This window comes from Streptomyces sp. NPDC102441, from assembly GCF_044765585.1.
Taxonomy (GTDB): domain Bacteria; phylum Actinomycetota; class Actinomycetes; order Streptomycetales; family Streptomycetaceae; genus Streptomyces.
The window spans coordinates 292,846-317,381 of sequence record NZ_JBIWKH010000003.1 but is presented as its reverse complement, the minus strand read 5'-3'; the positions used below and the strand labels follow the sequence as shown (position 1 = coordinate 317,381).

Sequence of the window (24,536 nt, the reverse complement as noted above, 5' to 3'; positions counted from 1 at the left end):
TGAGGTGACAGTGAAGTGACGGGGGAAGCAGGTGATCGGCGGGGCGGCGTTCAGGCCTTGGCGCGGCGGATGTCGATGTTTCCGTGCCGGGTGCGGGCGCGGATCTTGACGGTGTCCTCGGCCCCGTCCGGGGCTTCGGACGCGGTCAGTGAGTTGCGCACCTGACCGGAGCCCGAGTTGACGTCGAGCCAGGCGGCCGTGCCCTCACGGACGCCCACATCGATGGCGCCGTAGCTGGTCTCCAGCTGGGCGTTGCCGCGCGCTACTTCGCCGACCCGCAGAGTGCCGTGGGCGGTGGTGGCGGTGACCGAGTCCTCGGCGTGCCGGATCTCGATGTCGCCGTTGGCGCCGCTCACCCGCAGTTCGCCGGTCGCGGTGTCGACGGTCGTGGTGCCGTGCGAGTTCTTCAGGACGGCGGGGCCGTCGACGAGGCCGACGCGCAGGCTGCCGGAGCTGGTGGTGATCTCGGCAGAGCCCTCGACGCGGTCCACGCTGATGGAGCCGTGGGAGGCCTTGAGCCACAGCGGGCCGGTCGTGTCGAGGCGGACGTCTCCGGACGAGGTCTTCACCCGGACCTCGCCGAGCCGGCCCTCGCCGAGCACCTGCGCCCACGCGCCGGTCATGTCGATGTGCGAGCCCGTGGGCAGTTCGACCGTCACGTCCACGGTGCCGGTGCGGCCGAGCAGATTGGACTTGGGTGTCCTGACCGTCAGCGAGCCGCTCGCGTACGTGATCTCGGTCTGCTCCGCCGTCCGCGCGTCCAGGTCCTTCTTCGGGTCACGGGGCCCCACCGCGACGACCGTTTCGTGGCGGTCGCCCGCGGTGAACTGGATGGAACCGGCCTCCACGTGCGCGGTGACCGAGATCGGTTCGGGAGTGTCGAAAGAAGGCATGGCTGTCCCGTCCTCTTGGGTCTTCAGGGCGTCCCCGCTGGTGGGACGTGGTGTGGGTGAAGTGGTGCGGGCCGGGTGCGCTCAGCGCACCCAGCCCGTGAAGCTCTGTCCGACGGTCCGGGTCTTCTCCGTCGTGCGCGGCCGGGTGTCGCTGTCGGCCGCGGCCGACACGGCGCGGACCACCCACGCGTTGACCGACAGGCCCTCGCGGGCCGCGGCCTCCTCGGCGCGGGTCTTGAGGTGGGCCGGCAGGCGGAGATTGACGCGGGCGGTGCCGCCCTCGTCGCTGTCGGCCGGGCTGCCGGGAGATTCGACGGGCGCGGCCGGCCCCGTGTGGGCGCCGCCGTCGGCGGGCGGCGGTGTCACCACGAAATCGGGGTCGAGTCCGCGCAGCCGTACGTCGACCGAGCCGGGGGCGAGTTCGCGGGTGATCTCGTCCATCGCGGCGGAGAGCACGTTGAGCATGGTCAGCCGGGTCGCCGACTCCAGGGGAGCGGTGAGCCTCTCTGCCAGCTCGCGGGCTTCGTCGCCGCCGGCTTCGGCGGCCACCGCCAGTTCGCGGCGGATGGTGTCGACGTACGGGGTGAGGTCCATTGCGCCATCATGGCACCACGATGGCGCCAAGTGCAAGAGTGTGGCGCCACCTCAGGGTCGGGTCGCCACGGGTACCCCGCTTGACCTGGTGAAATGCCCTGGCATTCATCGAGGCGTCTATGGCGCCAAGAGGGCGAGTGTGCTTCTGGTGGCGCGGAATGGCGCCAGGTGGCGCCGCATGGTGCCAAGCCGAACGGCAGCGCGGCGGTGCCTCCGTGTCCGTAGAGGCATCACCGCGCTGCCGTGTGTCGCCTGCACCCGGGCCGCAGGCCCGGCGGGTCCCCGTCAGCCGAGGGGTTCGAACGGGCCGGGGGTCTCGCCCGTCCAGCGGTGCAGACGGATCTCGCCCTCCTGCCCGACGACGCCGTCCTCCTCGACGGCCCGGCCCTCCGCCACGTAATAGCGTCCGTCGCCCAGCGCGTCGAACCCGTAACTGCCGTGGAACTCCCAGCCGCGGATGCCTGTCGCGTCGTCGCGCAGACCGGCCTCGCGAAGGGTGAGGAGACTGCCGGTCTCCGGCGCGGGCTGCCCCTCGATCTCGCCGCGTACCGGCTCGGCGGAGCCGTCGACGGTGAAGAAGGAGTAGTTGGGGAAGCCCTCCTTGCTGCCCTTGTAGACCGCCATGATCCAGTTCCTGGTGTACGGGTCGTACTGGAGGTTCTGCACGCCGTAGGTGGTGTTGCCCGTGCGGACGAAGAACTTGCCGTCGTGGTGCTCGGGGCCGCTGTGGTGCGGTGCGTCCTGGGAGAGCGGTCGCGCGTACCTGTCCCAGGTGCTGATGTCGTACTCAAGGATCACCTGGTGGTCGTTGTCGGTCCGGCCGGTGTGGGAGTAGACGCCGTACGCGACCTTCAGCGTCTGCCTGCCACCCCGCTCGCCGAACTCGGGGCCGAACGACACGCCGTCGATACCGCTGCATCCGTAGCGGTGATCGGCGGTGTCGGCGGTGTCGCCGTCGAAGACGCCGTCGCCGTCCATGTCGGCGGTGAAGTCCTCGGCCACCTCGTCGAGATGGACCGCGGTCATGACGCCGTCCCGCTCGGCGTTCATCCCCACCCGGTCGATCGCGCGGGCGTCGAAGACCGCGATGTAGAACGACTCCGCCGACTTGTACTCGAGCGATCCGTACACCCTGCCGTCCCGGTCGTCGACGTCGATGTCACCGAGGTGTCCGGTGAGGCCCTCGACGGTCCCGATGACCTTCCCGCCGAGATCGGTCTTGACCAGCTGCTGGGTGAACGACCAGTAGACGAACCCGCGTCTGCGGTCCACGGTCACCCCCTGCAGATGGCTGGTCGGCCAGGCGCCGCCGTACACATAGGAAGGCAGTTCGTGCTGCCGGCCGCCACGGTCGCCGTCGGCTGCGAGGCCGGGGGCGGCGGCGGCGAGGAGGAGGGCCGGGACACTGATCCCGGCGACGAGAACGGATCGGAACGTCCGGAGCTTGCAGCGCACGCGGTTTCCCTTCCACGAGATCGTGAGCCGTTCGGTGAGGGCCCGAACGGGAGGCCCTAGGTCCGCAGCACCTCCGGGTTCGCGCAGTGGGCCGGGGCGCCGCCGGCCAGGAACCGGGCGACCTCACCGGCCACGAGGGCGGACGCGTTGTGCGCGGTCTGCTTGCTGGCGCCGGCCAGATGCGGGGTCATGACGACGTTGGGGGTACGCCGCAGCCGGGAGGCGGCCGGGACCGGCTCCTCGGGAAAGACGTCGAAGGCGGCACCGAAGAGCCGGCCCTCGTCCAGGGCGTCGCAGACGGCGTCGTAGTCGAGCAGAGAGCCACGCGCGCAGTTGACGACCACCCCGCCCGGAGGCATGAGCCCGATCAGCTCGCGGGAGAGCAGCCCCTCGGTCTCCGGGGTGGCCCGGGCGTGCACGGTGACGAAGGAGGAGCGGCGCATCAGTTCGGGAAGCTCCACCCGGTCCGCCGGGCCCAGGGCGGCCTCGTCCGCGTACGGGTCGGCGACCAGGACGCGGGCGCCGAATCCATGGACGATGCGGGCCACCCGGGAGCCGACGGCGCCGTATCCCACGATGCCGACCGTGCTGCCCTCCAGCTCCGGGCCGACGCTGTCGTAACGGTAGTAGTCGCCCCGCCAGACACCCGCGGTGAGGTCCTGGTGGGTGGCGGGCACACGGCGGGTGGCCGCCAGCATCAGGGCGACCGTGTGCTCGGCGGTGGCGGTGGCGTTGCGGCCGGGAGCGAAGGTGACCGCGACACCGTGCCGGGTGGCCGCCGCCAGATTGGCGTTGACCGGGCCGCCCCGGCCGACGCAGAACAGGCGGAGCCCCGGACTCGCGTCCAGGACCCGCTCCGTGAGCGGTGCCATCTGGGTGACGCAGATGTCCACACCGTCCAGCGCCTCGATGAGCTGGTCCTCGGTACCCGACGCCTCATGGACCTCCGCCACCGTGCCGAACGGCTCGACGGGCCAGGGCAGGGTGAGTTCGCGGAAGGTGGCCCCGGGTGCGACCGGCCGGAGGTGGTCGGTGAACAGGGAGTTGCGGACGAAGTGGTCGCCGGCCACGAGGATCGTGGTCACTCGGGTGCTCCTGGGGTCACGTGCTGGTTCAGCGCCAGCAGCGAGGATGTGCCGTCTCGGAGGATCAGTTCGTTCAACGCGCAGTTGGCCAGGTGGGGGAAGACACGGCGGTAGTCCCGCAGCGGGACACCGAGCAGTCGGCACAGTGTGAGCCGGATCGCGGTGGAGTGGGCCACGACGAGCACCCGCCCGTCCTGATGTCCGGCCCGCAGGCCGGACAGGACGTCGGCGTAGCGTTCACCGACGGCGGAGGGATCCTCCCCCTCCGGGAAGTGGCTGCCGACCGGGTCGGCCTCGAAGGCCTTGAGCGCGCCGGGCAGCCGCTCCCGCATCTCGGCCCGGGTCATCCCCTCGGCGACACCGAAGTCGACTTCGCGCAGCCGTGGTTCCAGGACCAGCGGCAGACCGGCGCTGGCCGCACTCCCCTCCGCGGTCTGCCGGCAGCGTCGCATCGGGGAGGACCACACCGCCGTGAGCTCCGCCCGCCCCGCCCAGGAGGCGAGTTGGGCGGCCTGGGCACGGCCGCGCTCGGAGAGATCGATGTCGGAGACCCCGGCGTAGCGGTTCTCGGCATGCCAGACGCTCTCCCCATGGCGGACGAGCATGACATGGAGGCTCATCGTGAGATCCCTTCTCGTGCGTGGGCCGCGACGGTCCCGGGCAGCCAGCCACGCCCGGCCAGCAGATCGAGCAGCCGTGCGTACCCCTCGTCATGGGCGGACCGGTGCGAGGCCCGCGGCTCCAGCACCCGGTCCGGCCGCACCATCGCGGCGGCGGCACGGTCCAGACCGCCCGGATCCCCGCAGGCGGAGGCGGCGAGTACGGCCATGCCCAGCGCGGGCTGGGCATGCCGGGGCAGGGAGACGGGCCGGCCAAGCACATCGGCGCGCAGCTGGTTCCACACCGGGTTACGGGTCGCGCCGCCGGTGAGGACGACGGGCCCGTCGGTGGGGGCGCCGAGCAGGGCGACGTAGTCGAAGCAGAGGCGTTCGACGTACGCGACGCCCTGCATCAGCGCGGCGAAGTCCTCGGCAGGGCCCGCCGGTTCCCGGCTGCCGAACGCGACGGCCTCGGGGGCGACGAAAGGGAACCGCTCCCCGGGCGAGACCAGCGGATAGCGCAGCAGCCCGGTGGGCAGCAGGGGCGCCGCCTCGGCGGTCAGCCGGTCCAGGCCGGCGTCGGCGAACTCCCGCGTGACCAGGCCGGCACCGACACTGGAGGCACCGCCGGGAAGCCAGTGACCGGAGGGAGAGCGGTGGGAGTAGACGACACCGTCCGGGTCGTGCAGAAGGTCCTCCGTGACTCCCTTGAGGACGAGCGTGGTGCCCAGGACCGAGTTCCAGCTGCCGACCGAGGTCGCCCCGGAGCCCAGTTGGGCCGCGCAGCCGTCGGTCATCCCGGCGACCACGGGAATGCCGGGGACGAGCCCGCACTCCGCCGCGGCGCCGGCACAGACCTCGCCGATGACGGTGCCGGGCCTCACCAGGCCGGGCAGGACCCCGGCGGGGATCCCCAGCGCGGCGAAGACCTGTTCGGGCCAGGTCACCGTCGCGGCGTCGGCCCCCGACTTGAGGGCGTTGCTGGTGTCGGTGGGCACCTCGTGTCCGACGAGCCTGCGGTTGATGACGTCGTTCTGATGGGCGAGGCGCCAGCCGTCCGCCACCGTGTGCGGGTACCGGCCGAGCAGCCAGCGGAGCTTGGGAAGCCCCCAGGAGCGCTGCATCCGCCGGTAGCCGGCCCTGGCCCACTGCTGTTCGCCGAGCGCGTTGACCTGTTCCGCCTCCACGGTGGCGCGCCCGTCGTCGTACATGAGGCCGGGGACGACGCATCTGCCGTGCCGGTCGGTCAGGGTGAGGGTCCCGGAGGTCGCGTCGACGGCCAGGGCCCGGATGCGACGCGGGTCCGCGCCCGTGGCACAGACCTGTCCGACGGCCGAGCAGACCGCACGCCACCACTGTGCCGGGTCCTGTTCATGGCGTTCGGCCCGCCGGTTACTGGTCAGCGGCGACGACCCCGTGCCGAGCAGACGGCCGTCCGAGGTCACGGCGACCGCACGGACCCCCTGAGTGCCGAGGTCGATGCCCAGCCACAGGTCCGGGCCGGCGCCGGTCATACGCCGGCTCCGCCCGTGAGGCCCGCGCCGTCGCGGCCGAGTGCCCAGATCGGCCGGTGCAGCTCCCGCAGCCGCAGGAACTCCGTATAGCGGTCGCCCACGGCCCGGCCCTTCGCGGGGTCCGGCTCATAGGTGCCGGAGATCCGGACGTGCCGTGCCACCGCGGTGGGGAAGTCCGGCTCGCGGCCGGTCGCGACCATGCCGGTCAGCCAGGCGCCGCGTGCCCCGGTCTCCGTGTCGGCGGGGATCGCCACCGGCAGCCCGACGACATCCGCGATCAGCCGCGTCCAGTACGCGCTCCGGGAACCGCCGCCGCTGAGGGTCAGCAGCTCGGGGGTGGCCGCGGAGGCGGCGAGGCAGTCGCGGATGGCCATGGTGACGCCCTCCACCACGGCGCGCGCCACGTCCTCCCGGCCGCTGTCCAGGGACAGACCCGACAGTGAGCCGCGGGCCCCCGGGTCGAAGAACGGCGCCCGTTCCCCGGACGAGGAGACATAGGGCAGGAACCGCACCCCGGCCGTGTTCTCGGCGCCCCGCTCTGCCAGGGCCATCAGGTCGGCGACCGAGGCGAGCCCGAGAAGCCGTGCGCCCCAGTGCAGCATGTCTCCGCCGCTCATGGTGGGGAAGGCGCGCAGGTAGTGACCGGGGACGCCCAGCGTGACGGTGATGCCCACGGGGTCGTCGGTGAGCACCGAGCCGGGTGAGTCGGTGACGGTCTCGGTGGACAGCGTGGTGCCGAGTACGGTGCATGCCCGGCCGGTGCTGACCGCGCCGGAGCCGATGGCGGTGGAGCAGATGTCGTAGGGCGCCAGCACCACCGGGATGCCCGCGGGCAGTCCTGTCCCGGCGGCCGCGGTGGCGCTGAGCGCGGTCACACGGTGGTCGTCGTCCCGGAGCTCGGGCAGCAGGCCTCGGGCCCACTCCAGTCCGTACAGCTCGAACAGCCGGTCGGACCAGGTGCGTCGCGCGATGTCCAGGAACGGGGCCGACGCCTCGGACTCGTCCACGGCAGCCTCTCCGGTGAGCTGCAGGAAGAGCCAGCCGCCGCAGGTCAGCAGGTGGCGGGAACGGTGCGTCCGGTCCGGGTCGTGCTCCCGCATCCAGGCGAGTACGGCGTTGGGCATGCCGGTGGACAGCCGGGAGCCGCAGATCCTGAAGGCCTGCTCCAGGGTGCCGTCGCGCTCCCACCGGCTGACCAGGCCGGCCGCCCGGCCGTCGTTCCAGAGCACGGCGGGTCCGGTGGGGTGGCCCCGCTCGTCGACGAGCCATGCCCCGTCGCCCTGCCCGGTGACGGCTACCAGCTCGGGCGGCTCGGGCAGCGCGGCCACGACCTCGCGGGTGGCTGAGGCGACCGCCTCCCAGACCTCGCCCATGTCCTGCTCCGCCAGGCCCGGCCGGGGCCGCAGCACCCGGGTCGGCCGGTGGCCGGCCGTCAGTTCCGTGCCGTCGGATCCGTATCCGACGACCTTGACCGTGGTGGTGCCGGCGTCGATGGCCAGCGACGTCATGCCCTCAGCCCCTTCCGTGTGCCTGGCGTGAACGGCGGGCGGCGGAGTCCAGGGCCACGGCGACCAGCAGCACGCAGCCCGTGATGATGAAGCGGTACGAGGAGTCGAGACTGAGCAGGGTGAGCCCGCTGGAGATCGACTGGATGACGAGGACGCCGAGCAGGGCGGCGAAGGCGGAACCCCGGCCGCCGAAGAGGCTGGTCCCGCCGATCACGGCGGCGGCGATGGCGTTGAGGTTCACGTCCGCGGTGCCGGTGCTCTGATTCGCGGCCGCGAGCCGGGCGGCGGCCAGGACCCCGCCGGTGGCGGCGAGTGTGGAGCACATGACGAACGCGGCGGTGTACACGGCGCGTACGTTGATTCCGGCCCTGCGGGCAGCCTCCGGGTTGCCGCCCACCGCGTACAGGGACCGGCCGAATCCGGTCCGGGTGAGGACGTAGTGCAGGATCAGCACCAGGCAGACGAAGAGCATGAACATCCACGGCACACCGCGGGTGCGGTTCAGGTAGTACGCCGCGAACAGCAGGGCCGCCGCCAGCACGGCCGACCGCACCACCAGCCAGCGCGGCGACAGGGACGACAGTCCGGCACGGCGGCGACTGCGTGCACGGGCCCAGCCGACGGCGAGGAAGCCACCGGCCGCCAGGACCATCAGGGCGTAGGAGAGCGCCTCGGGGACGAACCACACCTGGGCGAACTTCACGAGGGAGGAGTCGTACGGCAGGTTGATGGCGTTCTGGCCGCGCAGGATCCACAACTGGGTTCCGAGGAAGGCCAGGAGACCGCCCAGGGTCGCGACGAAGCTGGGCACGCCGAAGCGGTTGAGCGCCTGCCCGTAGAGCCAGCCGATCAGGGCGCCCACACCGGCCGCCACCAGGATCGCGAGCCACATCGACTGCTCGTGGCGGACCATCACCACGCCCGTCGTCGCGGCGGCGACACCGCTCACGGAACCCACCGACAGATCGATCTGGCCGACCAGCAGCACGCACACGATGCCCAGCGCGATCACACCGAGGGACACCATGTCGAAGGCGAGGTTCACCAGGTTGGTGCTGGACAGGAACGTCGGATTCAGCGACTGGAAGATCGTCCAGGTCACCACGACACCGGCGACGACAGGCAGCATTCCCAGGTCGCCGTCCCGGGCCCGGCGGACCGTGACGCGGACGCTGTCGCGGAAGCCGTGCTGTGCCCCCGGAAGCTCGTCCTGCCGGTCGGTGGCCGCAGCCACCGAAGAACCGAGAGAGGTCACGGCTGTCCCTCCTCTTCCCGAGAGAGGGCCGCGCGGCGCGCGGCCCGCTGCGAAACGGCGTTGTCCGTGGCCCCTGTGATCGCGGCGACCACCTCTTCGGACGAGACCTGCCGGGCGTCGAACACGCCGTTGTTGCGGCCGAGCCGGAGCACCGCCACCCGGTCGGCGACGGCCCGGACGTCCTCCATGTTGTGGCTGATCATGACGACGCCGAGCCTGTTGCCCTTCAGCCGCTCGATGAGGTTGAGCACCTCGGCGGTCTGCGCGACACCGAGGGCGGCCGTCGGCTCGTCGAGCAGGACGATCTCCGGCCGGCCGAGCAGGGCCCGGGCGATCGCCACCGTCTGCCGCTGGCCGCCCGAGAGAGCGGCCACCGGGACGTCGAGGGTGGGGATCCGGGCAGACAGCTCGCGCAGCAGCTCCCAGGACCGCTTCTCCATGGCGACGTCGTCCAGCATCCAGGGCCGGATCTCCTGGCCCAGAAAGAGGTTCGCCTTGACGTCGAGGTTCTCGCACAGTGCCAGGTCCTGGTAGACGGTCGCGATACCCAGCGCGTGTGCCGCGCCCGGGGAGTCGAACGAGACCTCCCGGCCGTGGAAGGAGACCGTTCCCTCGTCGGGCGCGTACACCCCTGAAAGGATCTTCACGAGGGTGGACTTGCCGGCGCCGTTGTCCCCGACCACGGCGACCACCTCACCGGCCGCGACATCGAGGTCGATCCCGGTGAGCGCGGCGACCGCGCCGAACCGCTTGCTCACGCCCCTCAGCGACAGCACAGCGGTCCCGTCGATTCCGGGGTCCGCTCCTGCGGCCGGTCCGGGGATCGCGGAGCTTGTCATGGGCACCCTCCCTAAGGCCTCTCGCTCTGGCGGCACCGCTAGCCGATGCCCAGCCGCCGGCAGTCGTCGGCGTACACGCGGGTGCAGACCTCCTCGGTCTTGAACACCCCGTCGGGGCCGAAGACGACCTCCTCGAAGTTCTCCTGCGTCACCACCGTCGGTTCGAACAGCTGTGAGGGTGTGTCGAAGAGCGTCGACCCGGCCTTGGGCTTCTCGCCCTCCATCAGCTGGTGGGCGGCCTCCGCGGCCGCCTCCGCGACGGTCTTGATGGGCTTGGAGACGGTGTTGTACTGGTCGCCCGAGACGACGCGCTGGACCGCCGCCAGCTCGGCGTCGTTGCCGGTGACCGGCGGGACCTTCAGCTCGGCGCCCTTGAAGGCCGCGATCGCTCCGCCCCCGGTGCCGTCGTTGGCGGCCACCACGCCGGCGATGCGGCCGGGGTACTGCGCGATCTGCCCGCTCGTCCACTGCTGGGCCTTCTCCGGTGACCAGTCCGGGGTGTCGTACTCGGCGAGCAGCTCGAACCCGCTGTCGTCGATCGCCGTGTGGATGCCCTTCTTGATCAGCCCGGCGGCGGCGTCGGTCGGAGAGCCGTTGACCTGGAGCAGGCCGCCCTTCGCTCCCGACTTCTCAAGACGGCCGACCAGCGACCGGCCGATGGATTCGCCGATCGCCTCGTTGTCGAACGAGACATAGAAATCCGCGGGGTTCTTGGAAACCGGGCGGTCGTAGGCGATCACCTTGACGCCCTGGGAATGCGCCGTCTGCACGATGGTGGACGCCGAGTCGGAGTCGACCGGGTCCAGCACGATGACCTTCGCGCCCTGCGCCATCGCGGAGTTGGCCTGCTGCTGTTGCAACGACGCGTCGCTGTCGGCGTTCTGGTAGATGACCTTGCATTCCTCGCAGAGCGCACCCATGCGCTTCTTGAAGAGTGGGGCGTCGTACTGCTCGTACCTCGTGGAGGCGAGGTCAGGCATCAGGAAGGCGACCGCGCCACTGCCGCCGCCGGAACCGCTGGTGGCCGGTTCCTCCGCGCACGATACGAGCGCGCCCATGGCGAGGATGCCGGTGAGAACAAGACGTGCCGGTCTTCTCATGTTCCACTCCCTGCTCATGGACAGTGAAGGCAACGTTCAGGAAACTCAGATGTTTCATTTGTGTCAACGGACCGCAGTAATTGAACAATTGCTGTACTGCTTCCCCGGTCTTCGATGTTCGTTCGGCGTACGGAGACGCACAGGCCGTCCGCCGGAAGGAGTGGACGAACGAGGCGAACGGGGTCAGGTCCGAGGATGTTCACTTCACAGAAAATGAACAGGAGCACTTATGGGACCGGAGGACCGGCAGCCTGCCGACATGAGCGGCAGGAATCCCCGCGAACGCAGGGAGCGGATCAGGGGACGCGTCGTCGACAGGGGGTTCGTCCGGATCGAGCAGCTGGCCGACGAGCTCGGCGTGACCGCCATGACCATCCGCCGGGACCTCGACCACCTGCAGGACCGGGGCTGGCTGCGAAAGGTACGCGGCGGCGCGACCGCTCAGCCGTCGACCGCCTTCCACGGCGACGTCCGCCACCGCGCCCGCGCCATGACGGCGGCGAAGGACGCCATCGCCCGCGCCGCCCTGCCTCTGGTCAGGCCCGGGCAAGCGGTCGTCATCGACGACAGCACGACGGCTCTGGCACTGACGCGTCTCCTGGGCCGGCGCGCCCCGCTGACCGTCATCACCAACTTCGGCCCCGTCACCCAGACGCTGGCCGGCAGCCCGGGCATCGAGCTCATCTCCCTGGGCGGCACCTACTACCCCGCCTACGACGCCTTCCTCGGCCTGCGCACCGTGGACGCCGTGACCAGTCTCAGCGCCGACACGCTCTTCGCCTCCACGACCGCCATCACCCGTGGCCACTGCTACCACCAGTCGCAGGAGACGGTGGCGGTGAAACGGGCCCTCATGGATGCCTGTGCGCGCAAGATCCTTCTGGTCGACCATACGAAGTTCCGCCGCCGCGGCCTCTACCAGCTGGCCCCCGTGACCGCCTTCGACCTCGTCATCGTCGACTCCGGTATCCCTGCCTTCGACCTCGACGCCCTTCAGGCGGAGGGGGCCGAGGTCCTCGTGGCCCGCCCGGAGCAGCCATGGCCGTAGCCGTAGCCGTAGCCGTCGCCGGACGGCGGGCTAACATCAGCCCGGGCCCGCCGACGACGTCTCTCCGTACGCGAGTTCGCTCGCCAGCAGTGCGGCGCCCACGACTCCGGCGCGAGGGCCGAGTTCGGACATGACGATGGGCAGATTGCCGGTGGCGAGGGGGAGCGAGCGTTTGTACACGACGCTGCGGATCTCCGCGAGGAGGGGATAGCCGAGCCCGGCCAGGCCGCCACCGATCACGATCATCGACGGGTTCATGAAGCTGACGAGAGTGGCGAGGACCTGCCCGACCCGGTGGCCGCCCGCACGGACCAGGCCGACGCTCGTGCTGTCCCCGCCGTCCGCACACTCCGCGACGTCCAACGCGGTCAACTCACCCCGCGCCAGTCGTTCGGCAAGAGCGGGCGACCGGCCGGACCTCGCGGCCTCGGTCGCGTCCCTGGCCAGTGCCACCCCTCCGAAGTACGCCTCCAGACAGCCGGTGTTCCCGCATGAGCAGACCGGACCGCCCGCCTCGGCGTCGACCTGGACATGACCGATGTCGCCGGCGCAGCCCTCCGCGCCCCGGTAGATCCGGCCGTGGTGCTGCATGCCGGAGCCGATACCGCTGCCGATCTTCACGAACAGCAGATGGTCGACGGTCCTCGCGACCCCGCTGTGCTGTTCCCCGAGGGACATGACGTTGACGTCGTTGTCGACCACGACGGGGCAGCCGTGCGCGCGGGCGAGTGTGTCGCGTACGGGGAAGCGGTTCCAGCCCACCATGATCGGCGGCGAGACGGGCACGCCCTCCCGGAAACTGACCGGCCCCGGAAGCCCGATGCCGATCGCGTCGAGCTGTGTGTAATGCCCCGGCCCGGCCATCGTGCGCAGAAGTTCGCTGACGCGCCCGAGCACGACGGCGGGCCCGGACCGGATGTCCGCCGGTTCGGAGCAGGAGGCCACCGGTGCGAGCGAACCGTCGGTGATCTCGATGTCGATGGAGCTGGCGCCCAGATCGACGGCGGCGAACCGCACACCGGGGTCGAGCTGGACGAGGGTCGAGCGCCGCCCGCCGCGCGACGCGGCGGGGCCTGCCTCACGGACCCGCCCGGCGTCGAGCATGCGGTCGAGTTCGCCCAGCAGCCGCGGGCGCGGAACCTCCAGCCGGTCCGCGAGCTGAGCGCGCGAGAGCGGGCCGTTGTCACGCAGCAGACTCAACACGCGGTACTGGATGTTCACGGACTCACTTCCTCTGGACGCCCACTGACAGTCCTCAGGAGCTGTCGAGAGGGCGGTTTCCGTCAACTTTGCACAGACCTCCGGAAGTTGTCGCCTCGTTCACGAAACTTCCCCCGGAGCCGCAGTCCGGGTACGGAGCTGCCCCGCCGGTGACAGCGGGGCAGCTCGTACGTCTCGGCGTCAGCCGGTGGAGCCTCCCTTCAGCGCCCGCGCACTCCGTGCCAGCGCCGCGCCCGCCGCACTGTCCGGCACCAGAGCGGTGTCGGATGTGTAGCCGGCGAACGACTCCAGTACGGCCGTGGCCTGGCCGGTGCGGCCCGCGTCGGCGTGCGCCTCGGCCTGGGCGAGCCGGACGGTCAGCCGCTGTTCTCCCCGGGCCGTGATCAGGTCGTCGGCCCGCAGCTGGGTGATCAGCGCCCGGATGTCCGCGTAGGAGGTACGGGTGGTGAAGGCCACCGTTCTCGTGGTGGTGTTGCCGGCCTTGTCCCGGGCCCTGACCGTGAGCTCATGGTTCCCGAGCGGCAGCCGCCACAGCTCCAGCACCTGACCGGAGGTGACGGCCTCGCCGTCCAGTGCGGCCGTCGCGGTCGCCCCGCCGGACACCGCGTCCTGAGCCGAGAAGACCGGCGTCGGACGCTCGGAGTCCCCGTACTCACCGTCGGCGTCGACACCGTTCACCGCCACCGTGGGACCTGTGCGGTCGATCCGGACGGTGAGCGAACCCACCTCGGAGACGTTGCCCCCGTTGTCGGTCGCCCGGTACCGGACGGTCGTGGCACCCTCAGCGGACAGGGTGACGGCCGCGTCGGCCGACCGCCACGTCGTTCCGCCGTCGACCGAGTACTGACGGCCGGCGACCGTCCCGTTGTCGGTCGCCGAGACAGCGAGCGACACGTTGCGGGTGTACCAGCCGTCGTCACCGTCGGGCCGGGGCGGGTCGAGCGTGGCGGTGACCTTGGGCGCGGTCTTGTCCGCGACGCCCGCGCCCTGGAAGGTCAGCGAGTCCAGCTCGACACCGCCGGAGCTGGTGACGAAGACCTCACCGCTCCCCGGAGGGGCGTCGGCGAGCGCGGTGGTGACGGTCTGCCAGCCCTCGCCGGCGGGAACCTGCACCGTGGCGAACGGCTCCGCGTCGGCCGCGCCCCAGCGCAGCGCCAGGGTGCCGGCACCACTGGCACGGGTCTGCACCCCGGTGATCCCGGCGAACGACACCGGGTCGTACGCGATCCAGTCGCCCGCGTCGAACGAGGTCAGCTTGCGCTGTCCGGAAGCCGTCGTGTCGTCCGTGATCGTGACACCCTCCGCGGAGTCGTGGTGTTCGGCCTGCATGAGCGCCGGATTGAGCACCACCTGGGCGTCGCCGGTCGCCGCCGGGACCCCGCCCGCGCCCTTGTCGGTGTAGGTGATCCCGAGGACACCGAAGACGTTCTCGGTGTCGCCGTGACCCGCGTCGGCAGGGGTCGCGACGCCACCCGTGCAGCCGGTGCCGCTGTTGACTGGGTGCCCGTGCTCGTTGTGCCCCAGACCGAAGGTCCAGGCGGCCTTGGCGCAGTCCGGCGTGGCGCCGTCCTCAGGGTCCTCGACGGCTATGCCGTACGGCACGGCGTCGCCCCAGTTGAAGAACCCGCCGTCGGGTGGCGAGGTGATGCGTACGGTCGGGGCCGTGTTCCCCACGGTGATCTGGCGGCTCGACAGACCGGACTTGCCCTGCGGGTCGGAGACCTTCAGACGGGCCTGGAACTGCCCGTTCTCCGGATACGTACGGGTGGCCGTGGGCCCGGTGGCGTCGAAGGTGCCGTCGCCGTCGAGGTCCCACTGGTAGGTGAGTCCGGCGTTCTCCGGGTCACTGGAGCCGGTGGCGTCGAACGAGACCTCCAGAGGCGCCTGGCCGGACGTCCGGTCGGCCTTGATCACGGCAGTGGGTGCCTTGTTGCCCTCGGCGTAGTCGATCCGGTACAGGCCCGCGTCGGGATTCTGCCGGAAGAAGCCGTCGCCGTAGTCGAGGACGTAGAGCGCGCCGTCGGGTCCGAACTCCAGGTCCATCGGGTTGTCCCACGCCGGGATGCCGTTCTGCGAGCGCTCGCTGTTGGGCAGGAGGTTCTCCAGCTTGCTCACGGGTCCGTCAGGCCCGTCGAGGGTGAGCGCGGCGACGTAGTCCTGGGAGAACTCGCCGAAGAACGCCTTGCCGTCCCAGTACTCGGGGAACTTGCCCGGTGACGTGTTGTCCGCGTCGTAGTGGTAGACCGGACCGCCCATCGGGGCCTGGCCACCGGGCCCGCCGGGGCCACGGAACGCGGTCAGCTCGGGCCAGGGCTGGTCGGTGTCCCGGTCGCCGTACCAGAGGGTGGCCGGTACGGACGGGGGCAGCTCGGTCAGGCCGGTGTTCCAGCGGGAGTCGTTGACCGGCGCCGCGCAGTCGAAGGCGGCGCCGGGTGTGAGGGTGGCGAAGTCGAAGTCCCGGTAGGGCTTGCTGTTGTCACCCGTGCAGTACGGCCAGCCGCTGTTCATGGCCTTGGTCGTGGTCTGCCACTCGACGTATCCCATCGGACCGCGGTTCGGGTCGGCGGTGCCGGCGTCCGGGCCGTAGTCGCCCCACATCACGGCGTCGGTCTCCGGGTCCACCGCAAGCCGGAAGGGGTTGCGCAGGCCCATCACGAAGATCTCGGGACGGGTCCGGTCCGTCCCGGGCTCGAAGAGGTTCCCCTCCGGGATGGTGTAACTCCCGTCCTCCTGGACATCGATCCGGAGGATCTTGCCCCGGAGGTCGTTGGTGTTGCCGGAGCCGCGGCGCTCGTCGAGCCCCGGGTTGGAGCCGGCCGCGTCGTTGATCGGGGTGTAGCCGTTGACATTCGGGCCCGACGCCGGGGTGTTGCCCCCCGTCGCGAGGTAGAGGTTCCCCTCCCCGTCGAAGTCCACGTCACCGGCGACGTGACAGCACTGACCGCGGTTGGTGTCGACCCGGATGATCTCCTGCCCGGTGGCGAGGTCGAGCTTGTCGCCGGTCCACTTGAAGCGGGTCAGGGTGTCGTACCCCTCCCACTGCTTCCAGTACGAGTCGTCCTGCCCGGCGGGCAGCCGCTCCGGCGCCGACCCGGCCGGGGTGTTCAGCGGCGGCGAGTAGTACAGGTACACCCAGTTGTTGGTGGCGAAGTCCGGGTCGAGCGTGACCGTCTGCAACCCCATCTCGGAGTTCTGGTACACGTCGACGTGGTTGATGACCCTGGTGACCCCGGTGCCTGGGTCGGTGAGCCGTACGTCGCCGTTGCGGGCCGTGTGAAGGACACGGCTGTCGGGCAGCACGGCGAGGTCGATCGGCTCGCCGGTGTCCTTCGTCAGGGTGACCTTCTCGTAGTTGGACCAGTCCAGGGCGTGTTCATGGCCCGGGTGCGCCTGGGCGGCGGGCGCGAGGGCCACACCGCCCAGCGCGGGCAGTGCCATGAGCAGGACCCCCGTTATCAGGCGTCTCAGGGTGCGGTGCACGGTGATATGTCTCCTCGGTCGCTGGCGGTAAGGAGCGGACATGCGGCGCTCGCGCGGGGGCGCCTGCCGGTTCTGTGGCTCCTTCAGGCGAGGAGTCCCTCGAGCGCCGTGAAGCTGCGCTCGGCCGCGCCGAGCGAACCCGGCGGGTCGGGCTGGGTGTTGGGTGCGGTGTCCTGCTCCCAGATGCCGAGGTGCGAGGCGCGCGGCCCGATGTCGCGGACGAACCTCTCGTACGGAAGGTCACCGGCGCCGAACTCGACGATGTCGAAGCCGTTGGCGCTCGCCGCGTTGGCGTCGCCGTCCTTCATGTGGAACAGCGGATAGCGGTAGGGCTGGTTCCGCACGTACGCGGCGGGGTCGAATCCGGGCCAGCGGTACTGGCCCACGTACGCCCAGTAGATGTCCAGTTCCAGATAGACATGGCGCGGGTCGGTGTTCTTGAGGAACACGTCGTACAGCCGGACCGACGGCTGGTCGGTGGCGAAGGCGAACTCGCCCGCGTGGTTGTGCTGGTAGAGCTTCAGGCCACGGGCGGTCGCCGCCGCACCCCAGACGTTGAACTCGTCGGCGGCGGCGCGGTAGCCCGCGACCGTGTTGACGTTCGAGGGTGCGTTGGCGGTGCCCACGTGCGGCATCCCGAGGATCTGCGCGGCGTCCAGCTCGGCCTGGAGACCGGTGCGCAGGTTGCCTATGCCGACGTGGCTCCCGACGGCGCGCAGACCGTGGTCGTCGAGCAGTTCGCGGATCTCCGGGAGAGTGATCTGCCGGCCCAGGATGGAGGTGGACTGGGTGTACCCGGCGAACTCGATCTCCTTGTAGCCGATCCGGGCCAGCTCGGGTAGGACGACGGCGAAGCCCAGCGAGCTGACCTTGTCGCGGATGCTGTAGAGCTGGATACCGATGCGGTCCTTGGGGATGGACAGACTGCTCGGTGTGGCGACCGCGGAGGTCGCGGCGGCCCCGGTGACGGAGGCTGCGGCGAGGGCCACGGTGGTGCCGATGGTGGCGCGCAGGAAGTCTCTGCGGTCGAAGGACTTGTGAATGTGGCTCACGGTCACTCCTGGAGAATGGGAGAGAGAGGGTTCGGATCGGAGCGCGCGCTGCCGGGGCTGCTGCCCGGCGGCGCACGCCGCTGCCTGTGCCTGTGGCCCTTGTCTGTGCCCGCTGCCTGTGCCGCCCGGTGTCAGAGGCGGGACGTGCCGGCGCTGTGGGCGTCGGCACGCGCCTCGGCGGCGCGGGCGGCGGCCTTCTCGGCGAGGCCGGCACCACGGTCCTGGGGCGCCGCCCTGTTCGCCGAGCGCGAGGACGACGCGGCGGCGGTCTCTCCCGTGACGGCGCCACGGATTCGCGCCAGCTCGCCCACGACCAGGACGGGGTCGTTGCCGGTCGCGGTGAGCCCGCCGCGCACGATCGCGTTGTCCAGCACGGCCTTCGCGGTGTTGTCGGTGACCGTCAGACTGCCGCCGAAGTACGAGGCGCCCGCGCAGGATCCGAGCGGGCCCTCGCCGCCGATCTGAAGGGTGTCTGCGTTGCCCGCGTACGTCGCGGCCCCGTACACCTCGCCGGCGCAGAACACGCCGCCGAGGGTGTTCCCGCTGACGTCGAGCGCGCCCTTGACCGTGCTGTCGTACACGTCGCTGTACTGGTTGCCGCTCCCCGTCAGCGAGCCGCTGAGCGTGCTGCCGGAGACGTACAGCTCGCCGCTCTCCGTGCTGACGTCGCCGCCGAGGGTCGAGTCGACCGCGTAGACGAATCCCCCGGTGGCCTCGACGCCCTTGAGCTTGCTCTTCTCCAGGTGCGCACCGAACGCGGAATTGCTGCTCAGCGCGCCTTTGACGGTGGTGTCGGTGAGGTCGAGATAGGCGTTCTCCTCGACGGTGACCGCGCCGTTGAACGTGGCACCCGACGCCACGAGGTCGGCTCCGGCCTCGACCGTCACCGTGCCCTTGACTCTCGTGCCGGTGAGGGTGCAGGACTTCCCGGCCGGTACGACCAGGTCGTTGCTGACGGTAACGGCCCCGCCGTCACCGACACAGGTGGTGTAGAGCGCGGCCTGGGCGGAGCCGGAGAAGGCCACCAGGCTCCCGGATGCCACCAGTGAGGCCGTGGCGATGAACGTACGGATCTTCATGTCGCTTCCCTTCCGCTGCGGTCACGGCGGGGTCGGTGACCCGGCCGGGTTCCCCGTCTCTCGACGGGGTGCTGAACGGTGCGTGAGCGACGACCGCCGCAGGGCGGTCGCGCACTGCCTCGTGTCGGGCGACGGCCCGGCCGTGGGGGGAGAGACCTGGAAAGACTCGTGAGGTGGAGAACGTGCGAGTGAACGCCGATCGGCTGCGGTGCTACCGGGACGAAACGCATGTCTCGATGAGCCGAGAGATTAGGACGCGGGGTGAAGGCTGTCCAGAGGTTCGGTGCGAATCGCCTGAACTTTCTGATGATTCATCAAAAGATATGACCCTGCGGTGAAGACCCGCGGCCGCCCTCCGTCGGCACCTCGACCGGGAGCATTCTGGCCTTTGGGAAGTTGCGGACGGCAGAACTGGGACGAATCCCCCTCTTGCTTGTCCTCGGCCTCCCACTGACTGTGGGGCCGCTACAGTCCGACGGACGAGGTCCGGTCGCCACGACGTACCTGAACGTGATCCCCGACCTGACCTTCGGGTACCTGGCCGCCTGCCACGCGGCCCGAAGCCGTCCACGCCCCGACCGACCGTCGCCGCTCCCGGTGATGAGACACCGGGCATGGTCTTGGGACGCACGCCGGACCACCGGGTGGACATCTACACCGCTGAGTCAGGAACGCCCGGCCATGACGCCTCCTTCGCCTCGGGGCGGGACTCGGGGTCGTACCGGCGCAGGCCCACCAGGACGAGTGAGCAGGCAGCGACCACCATGGCGGCACCGGCATAGAGCTGCGTCGCGGACGCTCCCGCGTCCTTGAGCATGCCGGCGATGGTCGGGGACAGGATGGCGCCGATGCGTCCCATCCCGAGCGCCCAGCCCATGCCGACGCTGCGGACGTTGGCCGGGTAGAGCGGCGGGCCGACGGTGTACGCGCCTGCGATGCAGCCGTTGATCAGGGCACCGACGACGACACCGATGCCGAAACCGAGCCACAGAGTCGAGGTGCTCAGGATGAAGACGATCATCATCGCGGCCGAAAGCAAGGAGAACCCGATCAGCACCACCCGCGGCGTACGTACCCGGGCGGCGACGCCGTAGAGGACCGAGCCGACCGTGCCTCCGATCGAGATCGCCATTCCGGCGGTCACCGCCGCGCTCTCGGAGAGGCCCTCATCGACCAGGAGTGTGGGGGTCCAGCTGTTGACGAAGTAGAAACCGAACATGATCGTGATGAAGGTGAGCCAGAGCAGGATCGTCGGGGTCAGCAGCTGCTTGAGCCATCCCGAGCCGGCCCGCGCGGCCTCCGCCCGGGTGGCGGCCGCCCGGTCGAGGTCGGTGTCGGTGACGGCGTCCATCCGCATCCGGGCCAGCGTCCGGTTGATCCGCTCCAGCGCGCCGCTCGGACGGCGCTGCTCGAGGAATACGACCGACTCGGGGAGGACGACGCCGATCACCACCAGAGCGAGCAGGGTCCCGACGCCGCCGGCGTAGAAGACGGTCCGCCAGTCGCCGCCCAGGGTGGCCTTCGCCACCAGGCTCGCCGCCGTGGCACCGAGCCCGTACCCGGCGGTGTAGATGCCGATGGCGAGACCACGGTTCCTGGCGTTGGAGAACTCGCTGGCGATCACGTTGGTGCTGGCCAGGATTCCGCCGACACCGAGGCCGGTGACGAGGCGGAGGCTGCCCATCACCGTGGCCGACGGCGCCATCGCCGCGCCGAACATGCCGATCGTGCAGAGAGTGAGGCTGATGAGGATCAGCGGGCGTCGGCCGATGACATCGGCGAAGGGCGCGAGCAGCATCGAACCGATCGCCATCCCGATGAGGCCGACCGAGACCAGCAGCCCGAACTGTGAGCCGCTGAGCGCGAACTCCTCGGTGACCGAGGGCCCGGTGAAGGCGACCGCCATGACGTCGAAGCCGTCCAGGCAGTTCATGAAGGTGCAGAGCCCGACGATCAGCCATTGGTAGCCGCTCATCGGTGTCTGCGATATGCGTGCAGCGATGTTCATGGGTGTCCAGGTGGTCAGGGATCCGGCCGTGCGCGACGGTGCACCGGGTCAGGTGAGGTGGAGGGTGAGGACGGCGGGACCGTCCGAGCCGCTGCCGGCTGCCACCGCTCGGGAGACGCAGAGGCACAGTTGGCTCGAGCGTTCCTTCTGGGACTCGCTCAGGAAGACGTCGCGATGGTCGATGGTGCCGGCGGAGCCGACCACCTTCGCCAGACAAAGCCCGCACTCGCCCTTGCGGCAGTCCGAGAGCGTCTCGACACCGGCCGCGTCGAGGGCATCGAGGATCGACGTGTCGGCTGCGACAGGGATCTCCCGGTCGAGCTGGGGAAGACGTACCACGAACTCCTCGGCCGGGTGCCGGCCGCTGGAACCGAAGGTCTCGAAGCGCAGGTTGGTCGCCGGCAGGTCGTGCTCGGCCCAGCTCTGCGAGATGGCGTTCATGAGCCTGATCGGGCCGCACATGTAGAGCTCGGTGCTCGCGGCGGCGGGTGTCCGGGGGATCTCGGCGACGAGGTCGTCGACCGTCAGCGGGGTGCCCTCGTCGGTGACGTGGACACGGACTCGGTCGCCGTGCTCGGCGACCAGATCGTCGAGATACGCCATCACGGCACGGCTGCGGCCCGCGAACACCAGCGTGTAGTCGGCACCGCGTCGGCGTAGCGCGGAGGCCATCGCCACCAGCGCGGTGACGCCGATGCCGCCGGCGACGAGGACGTAGCGGGTGGCGCCGACCGCGAGTGGGAAGTTCCGCAGGGGACCGGTGACGGTCAGCTCGTCCCCGGCCCGCAGTCGGTGCATCGCCGCCGAGCCACCGGACGAGGCGGGGGAGAGCTGCACGCCGAGTGTCAGCCGGCAGCCGCCGTCCTCGGAGTGCGCCACGGAGTAGGAACGCACCCGTCGGGCGCCGTCCCCGATCTCGACGTCGATGTGCGTGCCGGGCGCGGCGTACTCGGGCCGCTCGGGGGCCAGGACGATACGGCGGACGCCGACTGCGGCGTCGGAGACCTCGACGACCCGGGCCCGCTGCCATCGAATCCGGGTCTGCACCGCCATCTCAGGCCCCCTGCCCGGCGGCCGGCACGGAGGAGGGGCGCCCCTCGGCCGCGATCATGCGTTCGAGTATCCGGCGTACCCACATCCCGCCGGCGTCGATGTTGAGGCTGTAGAACTCGTGGTCCGGGTTGGCGTCGATGGCGCGTTGCTGGGCACACAGCATGTCTTCGTCCTCACCGAAGACGCCGTGCACCGCTTGGCGCAGCTGGGTGGTGATGGTCTGACTGTCCAGGCGGTAGTCGCGCATGAACGCCCAGAAGTAGTGGGAGGTGCGGTCGGTCTCCGGAGTGATCGTGTTCATCACGTGTCCGTTGACGCCCTGGCTGCGATCGCCCTCGGGAGCACCGGTACCCGCCTTCGCCACACCGACGTCGATGCGGATCGTGCCGGGCGCCTCGTACGAGATGATCTGCCAGCGGTCGACCTTGCCGGAGAAGCCCGGAAACTTGTCGCGCATGTTCTTCAACCAGAACGGAGGGGCGTCGATGTCGCGCATCCACCGGGTGACGGTGACCGTGTCGCCCTCATGCGTCACGTCGAACTCGGCCTCTGACAGTTCCTCCTGGCCGATGCTCGAGGAGTGCACGAACTCCTCGTGGGTGAGGTCCATGAGGTTGTCGAGCACGAGCTGGTAGTTGCAGTCGGCGTGGATGGTCTGCCCGTCGCCGGCCCAGGCCGGGTCGTCCATCTGATGCATGTCGGGCACGCCGGCCGGATCGGCCAGGTCCGGATCGCCGACCCAGACCCAGACGTACCGGTAGCGTTCGACGACGGCGTAGGAGGGGACCACCGCGCTGGGGTTGATCGTCTCCTGCGCGGGCATCCCGGTGCAGCGGCCGGTCGAGTTGTAGCGCAGACCGTGGTACGGACACCGCAGCTCGTCGCCGAGGATCTTGCCCTTAGACAGCGGCGCGAGCCGGTGCCAGCAGGCGTCCGCGAGGGCGACCGCGCGGCCCTCGGTGTTGCGCCACAACGCCAGCGGTATGCCCGCGATCGTGCGGGCCAGCGGCTGCCGGCCGGTGACCTCGTGGTCCCAGGCAGCGACGTACCAGGCGTTGCGGGGGTAGTTGAAGATCTTCGCCGTTGCGGTGGCCGGTGCCGCGGTCTCCGGCGGGGGAGCGGTGGAGAGAGACATGAAAACTCCCTATGGAGAGAGGTATGTGTTGCGCGGATCACAAACTAGCTATGGATATAGTGAGTGGCAAGGGTGTGCACCTTGATCAATTCGGAAGAGTGGAGGCGCCTTGTCGTTGCGCTACGCGCTGACCGCGCTGCTCACCGGTCGCCCGATGACGGGGTACGACATCTCGAAGAGCTTCAGTCGCTCGGTGGCCCATGTCTGGCACGCCCCGGACTCGCAGATCTATCCCGAGCTCAACCGGATGGAACGCGACGGGCTGCTCACCTCGGTCGAGGTGCCCTGGGGCAGGAAGGGGACGAAGAAGGAGTACCACGTCACCGCCGCCGGCCTCGCCGACTTCCGGGAGTGGATGAGGTCCCCGCTGACGCCTCAGCGACAGCGCGACCCGGCGTTCCTGAAGGCGGCCTACTTCGACTTCGCCGACCCCGCGTCGGTGCGTGAGCAGCTCACGCAACAACAGGTGTACTGGGAGGAGCAGTTGAGCATGCTCGAGGGCACCCGGGCCGCGCTTGTCGACCGCACCCACCCCACGCTGGCCGCCCGCCTGTCCAAGCTGACCGAGCGCGAGGCCGAGCTCGCGGTGCGCTACAAGGTGTACGCCTACGACGGCCTCATCGCCCGCGCGCGCACCGAACTGGCCTGGATCGCGGACGGTTTCGCGCTCGTCGACGAGCTGCACGGCTCGTGAGCTGCTGTGGCTCTCTCCCGCACTGTTTCACCGAGGCTGGTGCGGCTTCCGCAGTGAAGACCCCTGGCCCTGGCGGACCGGTTCGGACGGGCTGCTGCACATGAACTGGATGCCTCTGGTCTCCACACTGGCCGGCGCCGTCATCGGCATCTCGGCCACTCTGATCGCGGACCGTAACCGGTGGCAGCGGGAGCAGACCGGCCCCTCGGGATCGAGTGAGCATTCCCCGGCGGACGGGGTGGTCAGGGCGCGGTGATCCTGGCTCTTCGTACGGGGGCACGTTCGACCACGCCTTGCCGCCGGAGTGAACCGATCTTCCTCACCATCTTCGAGTCCAAGGCGTGCCGGTGTAGAGTGAAGGACGCCCTTGACCTGCAGAAAGCAGGCAGGGAGCCGCCTTATAGGAGTGCTAAATGCTGCGCACCATGCACAAGTCCAAGATCCACCGAGCCACCGTGACCCAGGCCGACCTGCACTATGTGGGCTCCGTGACGGTCGACGCCGACCTCATGGACGCCGCGGACCTGCTGCCCGGCGAGCTCGTGCACATCGTGGACATCGACAACGGCGCCCGCCTCGAGACGTACGTCATCGAAGGGGAGCGCGGCTCCGGTGTCATCGGGATCAACGGCGCCGCCGCCCACCTCGTGCACCCTGGTGACCTGGTCATTCTCATCAGCTACGCCCAGGTCGACGACGCCGAGGCGCGTGCCCTCGTTCCGCGCGTCGTGCATGTCGACGCGGAGAACCGCATCGTCGCCCTGGGATCCGACGCATCGGCCCCCGTACCTGGGACGCGTACCGAGCGCAGCCCGCAGGCGGTCCCCGCCCGGGGCTGATCCAACGGTGTGTACGTGTGGACTCGGCAGGCGAGGGAAGCCGCACGGGGAGACGGTGGAGAGGAGATCCACTCGTCCCGTCCGT

General features: G+C 70.3%; 21 protein-coding genes. 4 read left to right on the top strand and 17 right to left on the bottom strand.

Annotated features, from left to right (window positions below; all coding sequences use genetic code 11):
- Positions 1–50: 50 nt before the first annotated feature.
- The 10 genes from ACIREO_RS07685 to ACIREO_RS07640 form a co-directional block, all read right to left on the bottom strand.
- On the bottom strand, positions 51–893 hold the full coding sequence (locus ACIREO_RS07685) for a DUF4097 family beta strand repeat-containing protein (protein WP_404106402.1): 843 nt from the start codon (positions 891–893) through the stop codon (positions 51–53).
- Between the two features lie 81 nt (positions 894–974).
- Positions 975–1,487, bottom strand: a complete 513-nt coding sequence (locus tag ACIREO_RS07680; protein ID WP_404106400.1) for a YlcI/YnfO family protein — start codon at positions 1,485–1,487, stop codon at positions 975–977.
- Positions 1,488–1,772: 285 nt separating this feature from the next.
- Positions 1,773–2,942 (bottom strand): hypothetical protein, encoded by a 1,170-nt coding sequence (locus tag ACIREO_RS07675; RefSeq protein WP_404106398.1) that lies wholly within the window; start codon positions 2,940–2,942, stop codon positions 1,773–1,775.
- A 56-nt stretch (positions 2,943–2,998) separates the two neighbouring features.
- Positions 2,999–4,027 (bottom strand): 2-hydroxyacid dehydrogenase, encoded by a 1,029-nt coding sequence (locus ACIREO_RS07670; RefSeq protein ID WP_404106396.1) that lies wholly within the window; start codon positions 4,025–4,027, stop codon positions 2,999–3,001.
- Positions 4,024–4,647, bottom strand: a complete 624-nt coding sequence (locus tag ACIREO_RS07665) for a histidine phosphatase family protein (protein ID WP_404106394.1) — start codon at positions 4,645–4,647, stop codon at positions 4,024–4,026. The genes ACIREO_RS07670 and ACIREO_RS07665 overlap by 4 nt, the downstream gene beginning before the upstream one ends.
- Complete coding sequence (locus ACIREO_RS07660) at positions 4,644–6,140, bottom strand: FGGY-family carbohydrate kinase (RefSeq protein ID WP_404106392.1); 1,497 nt, start codon at positions 6,138–6,140, stop codon at positions 4,644–4,646. The genes ACIREO_RS07665 and ACIREO_RS07660 overlap by 4 nt, the downstream gene beginning before the upstream one ends.
- Positions 6,137–7,648 carry an FGGY family carbohydrate kinase gene (locus tag ACIREO_RS07655; RefSeq protein ID WP_404106390.1) on the bottom strand — a complete coding sequence of 504 codons (1,512 nt, stop codon included), beginning with the start codon at positions 7,646–7,648 and terminating at the stop codon, positions 6,137–6,139. Before ACIREO_RS07655 ends, ACIREO_RS07660 begins: the two co-directional genes overlap by 4 nt.
- Positions 7,649–7,652: 4 nt before the next feature.
- Entirely contained in the window at positions 7,653–8,777 is a 1,125-nt protein-coding gene (locus tag ACIREO_RS07650; protein ID WP_404106766.1) for a sugar ABC transporter permease, read from the bottom strand.
- 122 nt (positions 8,778–8,899) lie between these two features.
- A complete protein-coding gene (locus ACIREO_RS07645) occupies positions 8,900–9,742 on the bottom strand; it encodes an ATP-binding cassette domain-containing protein (protein WP_404106388.1) in 843 nt (280 codons plus the stop codon).
- Between the two features lie 38 nt (positions 9,743–9,780).
- The gene (locus ACIREO_RS07640; protein ID WP_404106386.1) at positions 9,781–10,842 is read right to left on the bottom strand and encodes a sugar ABC transporter substrate-binding protein; all 1,062 of its coding nucleotides are present in this window, start codon (positions 10,840–10,842) and stop codon (positions 9,781–9,783) included.
- A 259-nt stretch (positions 10,843–11,101) separates the two neighbouring features.
- Between ACIREO_RS07640 and ACIREO_RS07635 the strand changes: the two genes are divergently transcribed.
- Positions 11,102–11,890, top strand: coding sequence for a DeoR/GlpR family DNA-binding transcription regulator (locus tag ACIREO_RS07635; RefSeq protein ID WP_404106384.1), 789 nt, complete (start codon positions 11,102–11,104; stop codon positions 11,888–11,890).
- A gap of 36 nt (positions 11,891–11,926) precedes the next feature.
- Here ACIREO_RS07635 and ACIREO_RS07630 read toward each other — a convergent pair whose 3' ends face one another.
- The 7 genes from ACIREO_RS07630 to ACIREO_RS07600 all read right to left on the bottom strand — a co-directional run bounded on the left by ACIREO_RS07630 (position 11,927) and on the right by ACIREO_RS07600 (position 22,918).
- Positions 11,927–13,111 carry an ROK family protein gene (locus tag ACIREO_RS07630; RefSeq protein ID WP_404106383.1) on the bottom strand — a complete coding sequence of 395 codons (1,185 nt, stop codon included), beginning with the start codon at positions 13,109–13,111 and terminating at the stop codon, positions 11,927–11,929.
- A 180-nt stretch (positions 13,112–13,291) separates the two neighbouring features.
- The gene (locus tag ACIREO_RS07625) at positions 13,292–16,591 is read right to left on the bottom strand and encodes a PQQ-dependent sugar dehydrogenase (RefSeq protein ID WP_404106381.1); all 3,300 of its coding nucleotides are present in this window, start codon (positions 16,589–16,591) and stop codon (positions 13,292–13,294) included.
- An 83-nt stretch (positions 16,592–16,674) separates the two neighbouring features.
- On the bottom strand, positions 16,675–17,643 hold the full coding sequence (locus ACIREO_RS07620) for a sugar phosphate isomerase/epimerase family protein (RefSeq protein ID WP_404106380.1): 969 nt from the start codon (positions 17,641–17,643) through the stop codon (positions 16,675–16,677).
- Between the two features lie 131 nt (positions 17,644–17,774).
- Entirely contained in the window at positions 17,775–18,722 is a 948-nt protein-coding gene (locus ACIREO_RS07615; RefSeq protein ID WP_404106379.1) for a hypothetical protein, read from the bottom strand.
- A 652-nt stretch (positions 18,723–19,374) separates the two neighbouring features.
- Positions 19,375–20,730 (bottom strand): MFS transporter, encoded by a 1,356-nt coding sequence (locus tag ACIREO_RS07610; RefSeq protein ID WP_404106377.1) that lies wholly within the window; start codon positions 20,728–20,730, stop codon positions 19,375–19,377.
- 48 nt (positions 20,731–20,778) lie between these two features.
- Positions 20,779–21,783, bottom strand: a complete 1,005-nt coding sequence (locus ACIREO_RS07605) for a PDR/VanB family oxidoreductase (RefSeq protein ID WP_404106375.1) — start codon at positions 21,781–21,783, stop codon at positions 20,779–20,781.
- A 1-nt stretch (position 21,784) separates the two neighbouring features.
- Positions 21,785–22,918: a Rieske 2Fe-2S domain-containing protein gene (locus tag ACIREO_RS07600; RefSeq protein ID WP_404106373.1), complete on the bottom strand. Its 1,134-nt coding sequence runs from the start codon at positions 22,916–22,918 to the stop codon at positions 21,785–21,787.
- A gap of 109 nt (positions 22,919–23,027) precedes the next feature.
- On the opposite strand from ACIREO_RS07600, the gene ACIREO_RS07595 reads away from it, so the two are divergent.
- From ACIREO_RS07595 to panD, 3 genes are all read left to right on the top strand, one after another.
- The gene (locus ACIREO_RS07595) at positions 23,028–23,612 is read left to right on the top strand and encodes a PadR family transcriptional regulator (protein ID WP_404106371.1); all 585 of its coding nucleotides are present in this window, start codon (positions 23,028–23,030) and stop codon (positions 23,610–23,612) included.
- 100 nt (positions 23,613–23,712) lie between these two features.
- A complete protein-coding gene (locus tag ACIREO_RS07590; protein ID WP_404106369.1) occupies positions 23,713–23,868 on the top strand; it encodes a hypothetical protein in 156 nt (51 codons plus the stop codon).
- A gap of 157 nt (positions 23,869–24,025) precedes the next feature.
- Complete coding sequence (gene panD, locus ACIREO_RS07585; RefSeq protein ID WP_404106368.1) at positions 24,026–24,451, top strand: aspartate 1-decarboxylase; 426 nt, start codon at positions 24,026–24,028, stop codon at positions 24,449–24,451.
- Positions 24,452–24,536: the final 85 nt, after the last annotated feature.

What these genes read in the sequence shown, in the direction of transcription:
- ACIREO_RS07685 (WP_404106402.1), bottom strand. Translation starts at nt 893, where the DNA reads ATGCCTTCTTTCGACACTCCCGAACCGATCTCGGTCACCGCGCACGTG.
- ACIREO_RS07680 (WP_404106400.1), bottom strand. Translation starts at nt 1,487, where the DNA reads ATGGACCTCACCCCGTACGTCGACACCATCCGCCGCGAACTGGCGGTG.
- ACIREO_RS07665 (WP_404106394.1), bottom strand. Translation starts at nt 4,647, where the DNA reads ATGAGCCTCCATGTCATGCTCGTCCGCCATGGGGAGAGCGTCTGGCAT.
- ACIREO_RS07660 (WP_404106392.1), bottom strand. Translation starts at nt 6,140, where the DNA reads ATGACCGGCGCCGGCCCGGACCTGTGGCTGGGCATCGACCTCGGCACT.
- ACIREO_RS07655 (WP_404106390.1), bottom strand. Translation starts at nt 7,648, where the DNA reads ATGACGTCGCTGGCCATCGACGCCGGCACCACCACGGTCAAGGTCGTC.
- ACIREO_RS07650 (WP_404106766.1), bottom strand. Translation starts at nt 8,777, where the DNA reads ATGCTGCCTGTCGTCGCCGGTGTCGTGGTGACCTGGACGATCTTCCAG.
- ACIREO_RS07645 (WP_404106388.1), bottom strand. Translation starts at nt 9,742, where the DNA reads ATGACAAGCTCCGCGATCCCCGGACCGGCCGCAGGAGCGGACCCCGGA.
- ACIREO_RS07640 (WP_404106386.1), bottom strand. Translation starts at nt 10,842, where the DNA reads ATGAGAAGACCGGCACGTCTTGTTCTCACCGGCATCCTCGCCATGGGC.
- ACIREO_RS07635 (WP_404106384.1), top strand. Translation starts at nt 11,102, where the DNA reads ATGAGCGGCAGGAATCCCCGCGAACGCAGGGAGCGGATCAGGGGACGC.
- ACIREO_RS07615 (WP_404106379.1), bottom strand. Translation starts at nt 18,722, where the DNA reads ATGAAGATCCGTACGTTCATCGCCACGGCCTCACTGGTGGCATCCGGG.
- ACIREO_RS07610 (WP_404106377.1), bottom strand. Translation starts at nt 20,730, where the DNA reads ATGAACATCGCTGCACGCATATCGCAGACACCGATGAGCGGCTACCAA.
- ACIREO_RS07605 (WP_404106375.1), bottom strand. Translation starts at nt 21,783, where the DNA reads ATGGCGGTGCAGACCCGGATTCGATGGCAGCGGGCCCGGGTCGTCGAG.
- ACIREO_RS07600 (WP_404106373.1), bottom strand. Translation starts at nt 22,918, where the DNA reads ATGTCTCTCTCCACCGCTCCCCCGCCGGAGACCGCGGCACCGGCCACC.
- ACIREO_RS07590 (WP_404106369.1), top strand. Translation starts at nt 23,713, where the DNA reads ATGAACTGGATGCCTCTGGTCTCCACACTGGCCGGCGCCGTCATCGGC.
- panD (WP_404106368.1), top strand. Translation starts at nt 24,026, where the DNA reads ATGCTGCGCACCATGCACAAGTCCAAGATCCACCGAGCCACCGTGACC.